Origin of the sequence: Streptomyces chisholmiae (genome assembly GCF_031845445.1) — a bacterium.
GTDB lineage: Bacteria > Actinomycetota > Actinomycetes > Streptomycetales > Streptomycetaceae > Streptomyces > Streptomyces chisholmiae.
This window is the reverse complement of sequence record NZ_JAVREO010000019.1, coordinates 17,649-32,700: the sequence shown is the minus strand read 5'-3', so window position 1 is coordinate 32,700 and position 15,052 is coordinate 17,649. Positions and strand designations below refer to the sequence as shown.

General features: G+C 73.0%; 11 protein-coding genes. 8 read left to right on the top strand and 3 right to left on the bottom strand.

From position 1 onward, the window contains the following. Positions 1-69: 69 nt before the first annotated feature. The 6 genes from RM844_RS25875 (at position 70) to RM844_RS25850 (ending at position 7,804) form a co-directional block, all read left to right on the top strand. A complete protein-coding gene (locus RM844_RS25875) occupies positions 70-1,080 on the top strand; it encodes a LacI family DNA-binding transcriptional regulator (RefSeq protein WP_311669801.1) in 1,011 nt (336 codons plus the stop codon). 185 nt (positions 1,081-1,265) lie between these two features. Beyond that, a complete protein-coding gene (locus tag RM844_RS25870; RefSeq protein ID WP_311669800.1) occupies positions 1,266-2,303 on the top strand; it encodes an extracellular solute-binding protein in 1,038 nt (345 codons plus the stop codon). A gap of 148 nt (positions 2,304-2,451) precedes the next feature. Next, positions 2,452-3,540, top strand: a complete 1,089-nt coding sequence (locus tag RM844_RS25865) for an ABC transporter ATP-binding protein (protein ID WP_311669799.1) — start codon at positions 2,452-2,454, stop codon at positions 3,538-3,540. Further along, complete coding sequence (locus tag RM844_RS25860) at positions 3,537-5,312, top strand: ABC transporter permease (RefSeq protein ID WP_311669798.1); 1,776 nt, start codon at positions 3,537-3,539, stop codon at positions 5,310-5,312. The genes RM844_RS25865 and RM844_RS25860 overlap by 4 nt, the downstream gene beginning before the upstream one ends. Positions 5,313-5,367: 55 nt before the next feature. Then, positions 5,368-6,744 (top strand): class-II fumarase/aspartase family protein, encoded by a 1,377-nt coding sequence (locus RM844_RS25855; RefSeq protein ID WP_311669797.1) that lies wholly within the window; start codon positions 5,368-5,370, stop codon positions 6,742-6,744. A 193-nt stretch (positions 6,745-6,937) separates the two neighbouring features. After that, the gene (locus tag RM844_RS25850; protein ID WP_311669796.1) at positions 6,938-7,804 is read left to right on the top strand and encodes a peptidoglycan-binding protein; all 867 of its coding nucleotides are present in this window, start codon (positions 6,938-6,940) and stop codon (positions 7,802-7,804) included. 58 nt (positions 7,805-7,862) lie between these two features. On the opposite strand, the gene RM844_RS25845 is transcribed toward RM844_RS25850, so the two are convergent. Both RM844_RS25845 and RM844_RS25840 read right to left on the bottom strand, forming a co-directional pair. Beyond that, the gene (locus RM844_RS25845) at positions 7,863-8,987 is read right to left on the bottom strand and encodes an OmpL47-type beta-barrel domain-containing protein (RefSeq protein ID WP_311669795.1); all 1,125 of its coding nucleotides are present in this window, start codon (positions 8,985-8,987) and stop codon (positions 7,863-7,865) included. A 41-nt stretch (positions 8,988-9,028) separates the two neighbouring features. Beyond that, positions 9,029-11,446: a ThuA domain-containing protein gene (locus RM844_RS25840; RefSeq protein ID WP_311669794.1), complete on the bottom strand. Its 2,418-nt coding sequence runs from the start codon at positions 11,444-11,446 to the stop codon at positions 9,029-9,031. 190 nt (positions 11,447-11,636) lie between these two features. On the opposite strand from RM844_RS25840, the gene RM844_RS25835 reads away from it, so the two are divergent. Further along, on the top strand, positions 11,637-12,635 hold the full coding sequence (locus RM844_RS25835; RefSeq protein ID WP_311669793.1) for a multicopper oxidase domain-containing protein: 999 nt from the start codon (positions 11,637-11,639) through the stop codon (positions 12,633-12,635). A 160-nt stretch (positions 12,636-12,795) separates the two neighbouring features. Then, a complete protein-coding gene (locus RM844_RS25830; protein ID WP_311669792.1) occupies positions 12,796-13,899 on the top strand; it encodes a multicopper oxidase domain-containing protein in 1,104 nt (367 codons plus the stop codon). Between the two features lie 94 nt (positions 13,900-13,993). Here RM844_RS25830 and RM844_RS25825 read toward each other — a convergent pair whose 3' ends face one another. Continuing rightward, a complete protein-coding gene (locus tag RM844_RS25825) occupies positions 13,994-15,001 on the bottom strand; it encodes a sodium:calcium antiporter (protein ID WP_311669872.1) in 1,008 nt (335 codons plus the stop codon). Positions 15,002-15,052: the final 51 nt, after the last annotated feature.

Sequence of the window (15,052 nt, the reverse complement as noted above, 5' to 3'; positions counted from 1 at the left end):
TCGCCCGGCCCGGCCGGCGGGACCCCGGCGGGCCCGCCGGGGCGGTAGCACCGCAGTAGTATCGGGCGGATGAGCGAGAAGGTTACGCTGCGGGACGTCGCCGCCCACGCGGGGGTGTCCCGCGCGACGGCGTCGTTGGTGCTGCGGGGGACGGGCCGGGTGGCCCCCCAGACCCGCGAGCGGGTTCTCGCCTCGATGGCCGAGTTGGGCTACATCTACGACCAGGTGGCGGCCTCGCTGCGCACCCGCCACGCGCGGGTGGTGGGCGTGGTGGTCACCAACATCGGCAACCCCAACCTCGCCGAGGTGATCCTCGGTCTCGAGGCCGAGTTCCGGGGCGCCGGCTACCTGCCGCTGCTGACGGTGACCAGGGACGACGCGGCGCAGCAGGACGAGGCGGTGGCGGCGCTCCAGGAACACAAGATCGCCGGTCTGGCGATGGTGCCGGCGACCGGTACCGACCCCGCGCTGCCGGAGCGGCTGACGGCCAGCGGCCTCGGCCATGTCTTCGTCACCCGCTACGTCGAGGGGGCCCGGACCAGCTTCGTCGGCACCGACGACGTGCGCGGCGGCGAGCTCGCCGGCCAGCACCTGCTGGAGCACGGCTGCCGCCGGCTGGCCTACCTGGGCGGCCCGGCGTGGATGCTCTCCCGGCACGAGCGGCTGGCCGGGGTGCGGCGGGCGATGGCGGCGGCGGGGCGGGCCGAGGAGCCGATAGACCTGCCGAGCGAGACCAGCGGCGGTGGCGGACTGGCCGCCGGACGCGAGCTGTTGGACCGGGGCGAGGTGCCGGACGGTGTCGTGTGCCACAGCGACAGCGTCGCCTTCGGCCTGTATCGGGCGCTGCGGGAGCGCGGCGTGGACGCGGGCGCGACCAGGGTGATCGGCTATGACGACATCCCGGGGGCGGCGCTCTGGGAGCCGCCGTTGACCAGCGTCGCCGTGCACGGTCGGCGCCTGGGGCAGCGGGCGGCGCGGCTGTTGCTCGACCGGATGACGGACCCCTACGCGGCGCCCGTGGTGCACCGCGCCGAGCCCGAGTTGGCCGTCCGCCGGTCCTGTGGTTGCCACACCCCTTGACTTCACCGAGGGTGAGAGTTTTCATTCTCTCGACCTGCTAGATCGATCTAGCACTACGGACGGTACTGCTAGATCGATCCAGCACGACCGCCGGCCACTGCCGGCTGACCGCCGACCGACCGCCGACCGACCGCCGGCCAGCGGCGGTGGCGCACCCCGATCGGTGTCTCTGTGAAGGAGCCGCAATGAATCGTCGTGCCTGGCTGAAAGCCGCCTCCGGTGGGCTGTTGAGCCTGCCGCTGGCTGCCTGCGGCCTGGACCTCATGGCCTCGTCCGGGGACTCCCTGACCATCTACACCTGCCGGCCCGAGGCCATCAGCGAGGGGGTCATCGCCGCCTTCGAGCGCAGCCACCCCAGGTGGCGGGGGAAGGTCCGGCTGCTCACCATGGGCGCCCAGGACGTGGTCGCCCGGGTCGGCGCCGAGGCGGCCAGGCCGCAGGCCGACGTCTGGTGGGGCGGCACCCAGCAGCAGTTCGAGCAGGGCGTGGCCGACCAACTGCTCACCCCGGCGCCGCGGGACGTCATCGAGCCGGTGCCGGCCGAGTACCGGGGCGCCGACGACCTGTGGCTGGGCGAGATGCGGGTGGTCCAGGTCATCTTCTACAACCCGGAGATGCTCACCCCGGAACAGGCCCCGGCGGACTGGGACGACCTGGTCAGCCCCGACTACCGGGGCGACATCCTGATCCGCGACGTGGCCTCGTCCGGCACCATGCGCGGCATCTACTGCGCGATGATCTGGCGGGTCGGCCAGCCGGGCGACGACCCGGGCCCCGGCTACGAGTGGCTGCGGCGGCTGGACGCCAACACCAAGGCGTACACGGCCAACCCGACCGACCTCTACCTGCGGGTGCACCGGCAGGAGGCGGCGATCAGCCTGTGGAACCTCCAGGACACGTTGATCCAGCGCGAGTTGGGCATGTCGATGACCCCGGTGATCCCCGCCTCCGGGGCGCCGATGCTCGCCGACGGGGTCGGCAAGATCCGCAACGGCCCCAACAGCGAGGGGGCCGACGACTTCCTGCGCTTCCTGATGAGCGCCGAGACGCAACAGGGGCTGGCCGACGACTTCTTCCAGTACCCCACGGTCGACCTGGTGCGGACGCCCAGCTGGCTGGAGGAGTTCGACGTCCGGGAGATGCCGGTGGACTGGACGGAGATCAACCGGCACCAGGAGGAGTGGTTCACCTACTGGGCCGAGCACATCCAGGGCCGCGGCTGATGACCGCCGCCCCTCCCCACCGGGCCGTCGCCGCCCCGCCGCACCGGGCCGCCGCTTCGCGGCCCCGCCCCGGCCCCGTCGGCCGGCCACCGCTCAACTCCCCGTCCGCGCGCCGCCGGCGCGTCGTCCCACGCACCCCGGAGCACCCATGATTCCCGTCCAACTCGACCACGTCACCAAGGTGTACGGGGAGGACTCCCCGCCGATCACGATGGACGTGACGATAGCCGCCGGCGAGTTCTTCACCCTGCTCGGACCGTCTGGCTGCGGCAAGTCCACCATGCTGCGCATCATCGCCGGCTTCGTCCAACCCACCAGCGGGCGGGTGCTGTTCGGCGACCGCGACCAGACCAGGACCGCCCCGCACCGGCGGGACACCGGCATGGTCTTCCAGAACTACGCCCTCTTCCCGCACCTGTCGGTGGCGCAGAACGTCGCCTACGGGCTGACCGCGCGCAAGGTCGCCAAGCCGGAGCGGGCCGCGCGGGTCGCCCGGGCGCTGGCCGACGTCGGCCTGGACGGCTACCAGGACCGGCGGATCAACGAGCTGTCCGGCGGCCAGCAGCAGCGGGTCGCGCTGGCCAGGGCCGTGGTGGTCGCGCCCTCGGTGCTCCTGCTGGACGAGCCGCTCTCCAACCTCGACGCCAAGCTGCGGGAGGAGACCCGCGCCCAGATCCGCCGGGTGCAGAGCGACGCCGGCATCACCGGGGTGTACGTGACCCACGACCAGGCCGAGGCGATGGCCATGAGCGACCGGATCGCGGTGCTGGACGCCGGCCGGGTGCACCAGGTGGACACTCCCCGGGAGATCTACCACCACCCGGCGACCGGCTTCGTGGCCCGCTTCATCGGCGGCAGCAACGTGCTGCCCGTCGAGGTGCTGGGCACCGAGGACGACGACCGGGTCACCGTGGCGCTGCCCGGCGGGGCCCCGCTGACCGTGCCGGGCCGCGCCGACCTGGCGCTGGCCGCCGGCGACCGGACCTCGGTCTCGCTGCGGCCGGAGACCCTGAGCTTCGTCGAGGCGGAGGCGGAGGCGGAGGCGGAGACGGCGGCGGGCGTGCTGCGCGGCACCGTGGCGCGGCTGGAGTTCAACGGCGCGACCAGCTCCTACGAGGTGGCGGTCGGCGAGCACACCGTCCAGGTCACCACGCCCGACCAGGCCGCCGGGCCGCGTCCTGGCGACGAGGTCTCGCTGGCCTGTGCGGCCGAGCGCGCCTGGCTGGTGACGGCGTGACGAAACTCGACACCGCCCCCGCCCCCGCCCCCGCCGCCAAGCCGGCCGCCGCCCGGCGGCGCCGCCGGGTCTCCACCGCCAGCGATCGGTTCGTCTACCTGCTGGCCGCGCCGGTGGTCTTCGTGCTGCTGCTGTTCGTGGTGGTGCCGATGGCGGCCACCGCGCTGACCAGCCTCACCGGGGGCGATCCCGGTGGCAACTACCGGACCTTCCTGAGCGGCAGCTCGCGCGAGGCGGTGCTGATCTCGATCGGCATCTCCGTCGGCTCGGTGCTCACCTGCGGCGTCGTCGGCACCCTGCTGGCGGTCCTGCTGGCCCGCTTCGACTTCCCCGGGCGCCGGCCGCTGGAGATCTTCGCGATCCTGCCGATGGCGCTGCCGCCGCTGATCGGGGCGGTCTCGTTCGTCCTGCTCTACAGCGAGACCGGGATCGTGCCGCGCACCCTGGCCTCGTGGTTCGGGGTCGATCCCGCCTCGGTCTCGGTCAGCGGCGTGGCCGGGGTGCTGGTCGTCCACACCTTCACGATGTACCCGTTCTTCTACCTGACGGTGCGGGCCGGACTCGCCGGTCTCGACTCGTCGTTGGAGGCGGCGGCGGCCAACCTGGGGGCGGCCAGGGCCCGGGTCTGGCGGACGGTGATCCTGCCGATGCTGACGCCGGCGCTGGTCTCCGGCGCGCTGCTGACCTTCATGATGTCGATGGCCTCGTTCACCGCGCCGCAGTTGTACGACGTGCAGACGCTGACCATGCGGATCGTCGCCACCCGGACCTCGGGCAACGCCGAACTGGCCGCCGCGCAGGTGACGGTGCTCTCCGTGGTGTCGATCCTGTTCCTGGTCGCCATGCGCTGGTACCAGGGGCGGCGCACGCACCACAGCATGTCGCGCGGGGTGCAGCGGGAGCGGACGGTCAGCCGGGGGCCGGCCAGGTTCGCGGCGCTGCTGGGCAGCGCGCTGCTGAGCCTGGTGCTGATGGCGCCGGTGCTGGTGATCATCCTGGTGTCGTTCTCGGTGGACGGCGCCTGGACCACCCAGGTGCTGCCGCCCGACTACACCTTCGACAACTTCCGGCGGATCTTCTCCGAACGCGACAGTCTGTTGCCGATCTCGGTCAGCGTGCAGATGAGCCTGTTGGCCACCTGTGCCGCCATTCTGATCGGCGCGGCCGCGGCCTGGGTGATCGCCCGCTGGCCGACCCGGGGCCGGACCGTCCTGGACGTGATGATCATGCTGCCCTGGGCGCTGCCCGGCACGGTGATCGGCGTCAACCTGGTGCAGAGCTTCAACGAGCCGCAGCTGAGCAACCTCGGCCTGCCGCTGGTCGGCACCCTGCTGATCCTCCCGGTGGCCTACTTCGTGCGGTACGTGCCGCTCGTCTTCCGCTCCACCTCGGCCTCCCTCGACCAGCTCGACCCGTCGCTGGAGGAGGCCGCCAGGAACCTGGGCGCCACCCCGCTGCGGGTGCTGCGGACGATCACCTTCCCGCTGGTCGCCAAGGGGGTGATCGCCGGCGCGCTGCTGGCCTTCGTGGACGGCGTCGGGGAGTACGTGGCCTCGGTGGTGATCTACCCGGCCGGCTACGCGCCGATCTCGGTGGAGATCTACAACCGGATCTACTCCTCGGAGTTCGGCACGGCCGCCGCCTACGGCACGTTCCAGATCGTCCTCATCTTCCTGGTGCTGGCGGTCTCCAACCGGCTGGAGGCGGGGCGGCGTGGCAAGCGCGGCGCCGGCTCGGCCGGGGCGTCCCTGACCGCGACGCCGACCGGGTGACGGCCGGCGCGCGGGCGATCACCACCACCACGAAGTCGACGAAGGCGGATCACGCATGACATGCCGTTTCACGGCGGGCCGGGTACCGGCGCACGGACTGGCCGAGCTGTTCACCACCACCGCCAGGTGGGAGCGGTGGCTGGAGGTGGAGGCGGCGCTGGCGCACTGCCAGGGCGCGGCGGGACTGATCCCCGCCGAGGCGGCGGCGGCCGTCGCCGACGCCTGCCACCTCGACCGGCTCGACCTGGACCGGGTCCGTGCCGACGTGGTCCGGATGAGCCATCCGTTGATGCCGCTGATCAGCGAGTTGAGCCGGGCCGTCGGCGAGCCGCACGGCGGCTGGGTGCACTGGGGGGCCACCACCCAGAACATCACCCAGACCGGCGACGTGCTGGTGCTGCGGGAGGCCCACCGGATGCTGGTGGACACCCTCGCCCGGGTGCTGGCGGCGCTGGCCGACCTCGGCGAGCGCGGCGCGGACCTGGTGATGGCCGGGCGCACCCACGGGCAGCACGCGGTGCCGATCACCTTCGGCCTGAAGGTGGCGAGTTGGAGCGACGAGCTGGTCCGGCACGTCGAGCGGCTGGGCCAGCTGCGCCCCCGGCTGACGGTGGCCATCCTGGGCGGCGCGGCCGGCACCTTCGCCTCGTTCGGCGAGCACGGGCCGCGGCTCCAGGCGGCGGTCGCCGAGCGACTGGGGCTGACCCCGATGGCGGTGCCGTCCCGGGCGGTGACCGACCACCTCGCCGAGTTCGTGCTGGTCCTCGGGCTGCTCGCGGGCAGCTGCGGGCGGATCGCCCGGGAGGTCTACGCGCTGATGTCGACCGAGCTGGGTGAGGTGGAGGAGCCGGTCCCGGCCGGCACCGTCGGCAGTTCGACCATGCCGCAGAAGCGCAACCCCCAGCTCTCCCAGGACGTGTTGGGCATCACCGCGGAGATCCGCGCCCTGGCGCCGCTGGCCCTGGAGTGGATGCACAACGAGCACGAGGCGGACCACGCGCCGACGGCGATGTTCGACACCCTGGCCCGGGCCTGCGTGCTGACCGGCGACAGCCTGGCCAGGGTCGAGGTGATCGTCGCCGGGCTGCGGCTGGACCCCCGGCGGATGCGGGCGAACATCGAGCTGTCCGGCGGGATGATCGCCGCCGAGGCGCTGATGCTGGAGCTGGGCCGGGTGATCGGGCGGCAGGAGGCGCACCACGTGGTCTACGAGGCGGCGCAGACGGCCGCGGCCGAGGGGCGTTCGTTCCCCGCGCTGCTGGCGGCCGACCCGCGGGTGGTGGACCGGCTCGACGCGGACACCATCGCGGCGCTGCTCGACCCGGGCCGGCACACCGGCGCCTCGGCGGCCACCGCCCGCCGCGCGGCGGCGACCGCCAGGGCCGCCGCCACCGCGGCCCTGGCGGCGGGCGCCGGGGCGCCGGGCGGCTGACCCGCGGCCGGTTCCCGGGCTGGTTCGGGCGTGCGGTCACGGGGGTCCGCACGCCCGAACTCAGGTGTGGGGGGCGGTACTTGGTGCGAGGGAACTGGGTAGGGGCCAGGCACGGCGTCGGGGTGGGCGCCGGCCCCGTCCGGTGGCCGGCCGCCACCCGGGCGTCCCCCCACACCGAAGGAGACCGCACCCGATGGCGACACCGTTGAGCGCTGAGCGGCTGCTGACGGCCCTGCGCGACGAGGGTCTGACCGTGCACGAGTACCGGGAGTGGCGCACCCACAACCGGAACGCCAAGGGCCCCTGGGGGCCGGTCCACGGGGTGATGGTGCACCACACCGTGACCAGTGGCACCGAGGCCTCCGTCCGGCTCTGCTACGAGGGGCACTCGACCCTGCCCGGGCCGCTGTGCCACGGCGTGATCGACAAGGCCGGCGAGGTCCACCTGGTGGGTCACGGGCGGGCCAACCACGCGGGCGGCGGGGACGGCGACGTGCTGGCCGCGGTCATCGCGGAGCGCGAGCTGCCGCCGGACAACGACGCCGACACCGACGGCAACCCGCACTTCTACGGCTTCGAGTGCGTCAACCTGGGCGACGGCCAGGACCCGTGGCCGGCCGCCCAACTGCTGGCGGTCGAACGGGCGGCGGCGGCGCTGTGCCGGGCGCACGGCTGGAACCACCGCTCGGTGATCGGCCACCTGGAGTGGCAGCCGGGCAAGATCGACCCGCGCGGCTTCACCATGGACGCGATGCGGGACCGGGTCAGGAAACGGCTGGGCGTCCCGCCGGACGGCGGCGGCGGTGCCCCGGAGTTCGAGCCGTTCCCGGGGGCGGCGTTCTTCGCCCCCGGCCGCTCCAGCCCGATCGTCACGGCGATGGGTCACCGGCTGGTCGCCGAGGACTGCGGCCGCTACCAGGTCGGCCCGGGCCCCGAGTGGACCTCGGTGGACCAGGAGTCCTACGCCGCGTGGCAGCGGAAGCTGGGCTTCACCGGCGACGACGCGGACGGCATCCCGGGCGAGACCAGCTGGACCCGGCTGAAGGTCCCCAAGAGCTAGCCATCGCAGGGGTGTTGCCCGCGTGGGGCCCGGTCGCCGGGCCCCACGCGGGGGGTGCTCAGTGCTGGTGCCCCGGGGTCTCGCCGGCGACCACCGTGAAGGTGGTGCTGTCGGTCGGCGAGACGTTCCCGGCCGTGTCGGTGGCGCGGTAGGTCACCGTGTGCTCGCCCGGCTCGTGCACCATGAACGGGGCGGTGTAGTCGGTGAACGCGCCGTCGCCCAGGGCGTACTCGACGCCCGCCACGGCCGAGTCGGCGTCGGTCGCGGTGAGTTCGACGGTGGCCATCGCCAGGTAGTCGCCGGCCGCGTCCTGTTCGCCGGTGACCTCGGCGGTCACCTCCGGTGGTGTGCCGTCCTCGCCGCCGCCCGGCGCCTCGACCACGTCCAGCAGCAGGTACTCGCTGATCGAGACGTTGCCCGCCACGTCGGTGGCCCGGTAGGTCACCCGGTGCCGGCCCGGCTGGTCCAGGACGATCGGCTCCGTGTAGGGCTGGTAGCGGGTGGCGCCGACCGCGTACTCGATGCCGGCCACCCCCGAACCGTCGTCGGTCGCGGTCAGCTCCACGGTGGCGCCGCCCAGGTAGCCGCCGTCGGCGTCCTGTTCGCCGGTGATCTCGGGGGTCACCACCGGTGGGGTGGTGTCCTCCTCGCCGCCGCCCCCGTCGTCGTCCTCGGAGACCACCAGGGTGCCCTGCATGGCCAGGTGGCCGGGCAGCGCGCAGAAGAACCGGTAGGTGCCGGGGGTCAGTTCGACCTCGACCTCGTGCCGGCCGCCGTTGGCGTCGTTCGGGTTGGCCAGGATGTTCACCCGGACGTCGTTGTTGTACTCGGAGTTGGAGACGTCGAAGGTCAGGGTGTGCGCCATGCCGGTGGTGTTGCCGGTGGCCTCGCTGTTCTCGAAGACCAGGGTGGCCGGCCCGGCGACCGCCTCCACCGGCTGGGTCTCGTAGCTGTCCAGGTCGTTGTCGGCGGTCCAGGTCAGCACCTGCTCGGTCGGCGCCGGCTCGTCGGCCGCCGTCGCCGCGGCCGGCTGTTGGGCCCGCGCGGTGGGCAGCGTGGCCAGCCCGACGGCGGTCAGCGCCGCCGTCAGCAGCGCCGCCAACGGTCGCCGGCCGGCGAAGGCCGGCAGGCCCGGCAACCGGGGCCGGCGGGGGCGGCGCCCCGCGCCGCTGTCGTGGTTCATGCTCGGTGTCCTTCCGCTTCTGCTGGGATGGCGGGCGGCGGTCAGCGGCGCGCCAGCTGGTCGGGCAGCGGGGTGGCCGGGCCGCCCTGGTAGGTGACCCGCCAGAGGGCGGACGCCTCGTCGAGGTTGAAGAAGCCGCGCCCGTAGTCGAGGACGTAGAGCGAGCCGTCCGGGGCGAACTTCCAGTCCATCAGGTTGCGGATGCCACCCTCGCCGGCCGGGATGATGTCGTCCAGGCTCTCGGCGTGCGTCGGCAGGCCGCCGGCGCCGGCGTTCGCCGGGTCCATCACCACGGCGTGCCGGGGCTGTTCGGCGTCGTAGTGGTCACCGACGAACCACTTGCCGTCCCAGTAGGCGGGCCAGGCGACCTCGCTCTCGGTGCCGGCGTCGTGCCGGTAGACCGGGCCGCTCATGGTGGCCTGGCCGCCGCCCCGCAGCCAGGGCAGCAGGAAGGTCTGCTCCTCGGCCACGTAGCTGGGCAGCCCGTTCTCGTCCCGCGGGTAGTCGGGGCCGCCGCCCGCCGGGGAGTACCAGATGTTGTTCGGGGTGACCGGCGGCAGTTCGACCAGCCCGTCGTTGTGCGGCGACTCGTTGCGCGGCGCGTCGCAGTCGTACCACTCCAGCGGGATGGTCGGGTCCGGCAGGTTGCGGTCCCGGTAGGGCTGGTTGTTGCCCATGCAGAACGGCCAACCGCGGTTGCCCGCCTCGGTGATCACCGCGAAGGTGTCGTACTTGGCCGGGCCCCAGGTGGTGCTGGGCTCGGCGGCGTCCGGGCCGACCCAGCCGGCGTAGAGCCAGTCGGTGGCCGGGTCGATCGCGATCCGGGACGGGTTGCGGACGCCCATCACGTAGATCTCGGGCCGGGTCAGGCCGCCGCCCGCCTCCTCGCCGGTGAACAGGTTGCCCTCGGGGACGGTGTAACTCCCGTCCGGCTCCGGGTGGATGCGCAGGATCTTGCCGTTGAGGTCGTTGGTGTTGCCCGAGGTGCGGCGGGCGTCGGCGAAGCCGATGCCGGCGAACTCCGGGTCCGGGTTGTTGCCGGAGTAACCGTCGCTGAAGCCGGAGGAGTTGTTGTCCCCGGTGGCGATGTAGAGGTTGCCGGCCGAGTCGAAGTCCAGGCCGCCGCCGGCGTGGCAGCAGCTGTGGATCTGCGCCTCCCAGCTGAGCACCGGTACCTCGGAGGCGAGCTCCAGGGTGCCGGTCGCCTCGTCGAAGGTGAAGCGGGAGATCCGCCGCTCACCGACCCGGTTCTCCCGGTCGATGGTGGCGTGCGGCATCCAGTACAGGTAGACGTGGCCGTTCTCGGCGAAGGCGGGGTCCAGGGCGATGCCCAGCAGCCCCTCCTCGGTCTTGGTCAGCTCGTCGCCGCCGCCCTTGTTGCCGAAGACCTCCAGGTTGGCGGCCAGGCTCACCTCGTCGGTCGCCGGGTCGTAGACGTGCACGGTGCCCTGGCCGAGCCCGATCTCCGGGTCCTCCCAGTCGGTGACCAGCGGGTCGTCGGCCCAGCCGCCGGCCCGGCCGAGGTAGAACACCCGGCCGTCGTCGGCGATGTCCAGGCCGTGCGGCTCGCCGATCTGGTCCAGCTCGCCCGGCTGGTTGGGCTCGGTGATCCGCTCGGCGACGTAGTTGTCGGTGATGGTGGCCTGGCAGTCGGCCCTGGCCAGGGCGCTGGTCCAGAGCAGCGCCCCGCGCAGGTGGGCCAGGAAGTCGGCCTCGGTGAAGCTCTCCGTGGTGCCGCCCATCCCGGTGTAGAAGGACCGGCCGCCGTCGTAGTCCCGGCACCAGGAGACCGGGTGGTCCCAGCCGGCCGCGCCGGGCCCCGGCTGGTAGCTGGCCTCCCGGACCCGGGCCAGGGTGTGCACCTGGCCGCTGGGGTTCTCCGCCCAGTCGTACCAGACGTCGGAGCGTTCCCACTCCAGCGGCAGGTCGGCGGTCGCCGGGTTGACCCGGTCGCCCACCTCGACCACCGCCGGCTGGGGATCGGTCGGGCTGTCGGCCGCCGGCCGGGCGCCGAGCAGCCCGGTGAACCAGTCCGACTCCGGCTGCGCGGTCGCGGCGTCGTGCACGCCGAGGAAGCCGCCGCCGGCCTGGACGTAGCCCTGGAGCGCGGCCTCCTGGTCGGTGTCCAGCACCGCGCCCTCGGCGGAGAGGAAGACGACGGCGTTGTAGGCGAGGAGTTCCTCCGTGGCGAAGACGGCCGGATCGTCGGTCGCCCGGACGTCGAACTGCTCCTCGGCCGGCCCTTCGGCGCCCAGGCTCTCGATGGCGGTAACGGCCGCCTGGGTGCGGTCGGTTGGCGCGTTGGCTGCGTGGAAGACGAGTACCTGGGCATCGGCCGCGCCGGGCAGTGCGGCGGGCCGTTCTGTTCCCTCCTGGTTCCCCGAGGCCGTGGGGGAGGCCCCCAGCAGCGCGATCGACAGGGTGGCAGCGACTGCCAAGATCTGTGGCTTGCGGCGCATGGCTCGCCCGCCCCTCCTGGGTGTCGGAAGCTGAAGCGACGCCCAGGGAAGCTAGACGCCTTTTGTCGTGCCGCCAAGAGCTATCACCGGAATCGGAGAAACTTTGTCCTGAAGGTGGGCAAACTCTTGTCGTGCTCATACCATGAGGCGCCAACAGAGGCGTTGACGATGAACGAGGAAGGCTCGGCACATGCGGCGACCAGGCTTCTCCCGGCGAGCGTTCACCACCGGCGCGGCGGCGGCCGCCCTGGCCCCGGCGGGTCTGGCCGCCACCGCGGTGGGCGCCACCGCCGGCCGGGCCAGCGGCGCACCCCGCGTCAGCGAGGTGAAGACGATCACTCTCTACGCCGAGGAACTCCCCGACGGCCAGGCCGGCTACGGCCTGGCGCCCGGGCAGGCGACCATCCCCGGCCCGCTGCTGGAGATGTACGAGGGCGACACCTACGAGATCGAACTGGTCAACACCATGGACGTGGCGGTCAGCCTGCACGTCCACGGAGTGAACTACACCATCGAGAACGACGGCACCGCGCACTCCGACAGCACCGTGGCGCCCGGCGAGAGCCGCGTCTACACCTGGACCACGCACGCTCCCGGCGAGCGCGAGGACGGCACCCTGATACCCGGCAGCGCCGGCTACTGGCACTACCACGACCACATCGTGGGCACCGAGCACGGCACCGGCGGTCTGCAGCGCGGCCTCTACGGGCCGCTGGTGGTGCGCCGGCAGGACGACGTGCTGCCGGATCGGACCTTCACCATCGTCTTCAATGACATGACGGTCAACAACCTGCCGGTCGGCCCCGACTTCGAGGCGGCGCTCGGCGAGCGGGTGGAGATCGTGATGATCACCCACGGCGAGTTCTACCACACCTTCCACCTGCACGGTCATCGCTGGGTGGACAACAGGACCGGGCTGCTGGCCAGCGCGGACGACCCCAGCCGGGTCATCGACAACAAGATCTGCGGGCCCGCCGACTCGTTCGGCTTCCAGGTGGTCGCGGGGGAGGGGGTCGGGCCTGGGCACTGGATGTACCACTGCCACGTGCAGAGCCACTCGGACATGGGCATGGGCGGCATGCTGATCGTCACCGACGCCGCGGGCGAGGCGCCGGGCGACCCGGGTCACCACGGCGCGGGGGCGGCCGGCGCCGGCTCGGCGCACGGCGGCGCCGCCCACCACGGGTAGGGCCCGGTCGCCGGGCGGCGCCGGAAAACGTCATCCGTCGGGACCGGCGCCCTTCCGTGAAAATGAGCATTTCCTCACTAAAGTGTTCAAAGTATGGCCTTCCGGGTCATGCTGAGACGCCATCAGAGGTGGTGGCGGCGAGTTGAGGAAGGCTCGGCACATGCGGCGACCAGGTTTCTCCCGACGGGCGTTCACCATCGGCGCGGCGGCGGCCGCCCTGGCCACGCCAGGCGTGGCCGCCGCCACCAGCCCGCCCGGCGGCGCGCGCCGGGGCGGCAAGACGAAGCGGATCACCCTCTACGCCGAGGAGTTGGCCGACGGTCTCGCCGGCTACGGCCTGAAGCCCGGCGAGGCGACCATCCCCGGCCCGCTGCTGGAGATGTACGAGGGCGACAGCTACGAGATCGAACTGGTCAACAACCTGGACGTGCCGGTCAGCCTGCACGTCCACGGAGTCGACTTCACCATCGACAGCGACGGCACCGAGCACACCAACAGCACCGTGGCGCCCGGCGCGAGCCGGGTCCACTACTGGAAGACCCACGCGCCGGGCGTCCGCGCCGACGGCACCCTGATCCCGGGCAGCGCCGGCTACTGGCACTACCACGACCACGTGGTGGGCTCCCGGCACGGCACCCGCGGCCTGCAGCGCGGCCTCTACGGACCGTTGGTGGTCCGGCGCCGGGGCGACGTGCTGCCGGAGAAGACCTTCACCGTCGTCTTCAACGACATGAAGGTGAACAACCTGCCGCTCGGGCCGAACTTCGAGGCGTCGCTCGGCGAGCGGGTGGAGTTCGTGGTGGTCACCCACGGCCAGCTCTTCCACACCTTCCACCTGCACGGCCACCGCTGGGCTGACAACCGCACCGGGCTGCTGACCCGCCTGGACGAACCCAGCCGGATCATCGACACCAAGACCTGCGGGCCCGCCGACTCGTTCGGCTTCCAGGTGATCGCCGGCGAGGGCGTGGGGCCCGGGTACTGGATGTACCACTGCCACGTGCAGAGCCACTCGGACATGGGCATGGTCGGCATGCTGGTCGTCCGGGACGCCGACGGCAACGCGCCCGGCGACCCGGACCACCACGACGCGGACGACTCGGACGGCACCGAGGACTCCCACGACTCCCACGGCTCCACCGACTCCCACGGCTCCCCCGACTCCCCCGAGGACGGCGCCGCCGACGCAGCGGGCGACCACGTGGCACACGAGGACGCCCGCCAGCCCTGGTGGGCCCGGCGCGGCGCCAGCCACCAGGGGTGACCCGTCGGCGCGGGCCGCCTGGCGGCCCGCGCCACCCGCCGGACGGACCTCCCCCCGCGGCCAGCGTGCCGCGCGCCGCACCGGCCGGGGCCGGTCAGAAGGCGAGCACCGCCACCGTCCCCACGTAGATCACGATCAGCAGCACCCCGTCGAAGCCCAGCCGCAGCCAGCCCCGTTCCTGCCGCACCAGCAGCCCGCCGAGCAGCACGGTGGTCATCACCAGCGCGCCGGCGGTCAGCAGCAGCTGGTCGTCCGAGGCCGCGTGGTAGATCGAGCCGCCCCGGTAGGCGAGGTCGCCGACGACCAGGTTCAGGGCGTCCAGGCAGTTGCCGCCGACCACCGCGGCGATGGCCAGGGTGACCGCGCCGCGCCGCACCGCGGCGATCGCGGTCACCGTCTCCGGCAGCGCGTTGACCACGCCCATCAGCACCGCGCCGACGAAGCCGGCGCGCAGCCCGCTGACCGCCACGAAGGTCTCCGCCGCCCGGGCCACCACCCAGCCGCCGACCACCACCAGGCCCGCCACGGTCAGGAACTCGGCCCACAGCGAGCCGGTGCGGCGGCCCCGGGTGGCCTCCTCGGCCTGCGGCCGGTCCGGCACCGTGTCCCGGGTCCGCACCGCCACCCACATCGGCCGGGACCGGTCGCTGATCAGCCGCAGCCCGCCCCAGTAGAAGGCCACCATCACCAGCGAGACCGGGTGCACCCCGAGCACCGTCACCGCCGGGCTGAAGGAGCCCATCAGGGCCAGCCCCAGCAGCCCGATCAGCAGGCAGCCGAAGAGCAGGTTGGGCAGCGAGGCCGCCGCGTGCTCCAGGTTCACCCGGCGGTAGACGGCGTCCGCCGCCGCCACTGCCAGGGTCTGCGCGGCGATGCCGCCGACCGCGTTGCTGTAGGCCAGGTCGGGGTGGTTGTCGGCGGCGCTCACCGCGGTCATCACGATGCCGGAGAGCGAGGCCACCAGGCCGAAGAAGACCGCCCCGAAGAGCGCCTCGCCCTGCCCGGTGCGGTCGGCCAGCACGTCGCCGAGCGTCGCCAGCCGGATGCTGCCCAGCACGGTGCCCAGGCCGGCGACGAGGAAGGCCAGCACGCTCCAGGACATCGGCCACTGGCCGGTCAGGACCTCGGACACATGCGCATCCTGACGGCCGGA

Coding starts and splice junctions, on each gene's coding strand:
- RM844_RS25865 (WP_311669799.1), top strand. CDS start 2,452: ATGATTCCCGTCCAACTCGACCACGTCACCAAGGTGTACGGGGAGGAC.
- RM844_RS25850 (WP_311669796.1), top strand. CDS start 6,938: ATGGCGACACCGTTGAGCGCTGAGCGGCTGCTGACGGCCCTGCGCGAC.
- RM844_RS25870 (WP_311669800.1), top strand. CDS start 1,266: ATGAATCGTCGTGCCTGGCTGAAAGCCGCCTCCGGTGGGCTGTTGAGC.
- RM844_RS25835 (WP_311669793.1), top strand. CDS start 11,637: ATGCGGCGACCAGGCTTCTCCCGGCGAGCGTTCACCACCGGCGCGGCG.
- RM844_RS25840 (WP_311669794.1), bottom strand. CDS start 11,446: ATGCGCCGCAAGCCACAGATCTTGGCAGTCGCTGCCACCCTGTCGATC.
- RM844_RS25855 (WP_311669797.1), top strand. CDS start 5,368: ATGACATGCCGTTTCACGGCGGGCCGGGTACCGGCGCACGGACTGGCC.
- RM844_RS25830 (WP_311669792.1), top strand. CDS start 12,796: ATGCGGCGACCAGGTTTCTCCCGACGGGCGTTCACCATCGGCGCGGCG.
- RM844_RS25825 (WP_311669872.1), bottom strand. CDS start 15,001: ATGTCCTGGAGCGTGCTGGCCTTCCTCGTCGCCGGCCTGGGCACCGTG.
- RM844_RS25845 (WP_311669795.1), bottom strand. CDS start 8,987: ATGAACCACGACAGCGGCGCGGGGCGCCGCCCCCGCCGGCCCCGGTTG.
- RM844_RS25875 (WP_311669801.1), top strand. CDS start 70: ATGAGCGAGAAGGTTACGCTGCGGGACGTCGCCGCCCACGCGGGGGTG.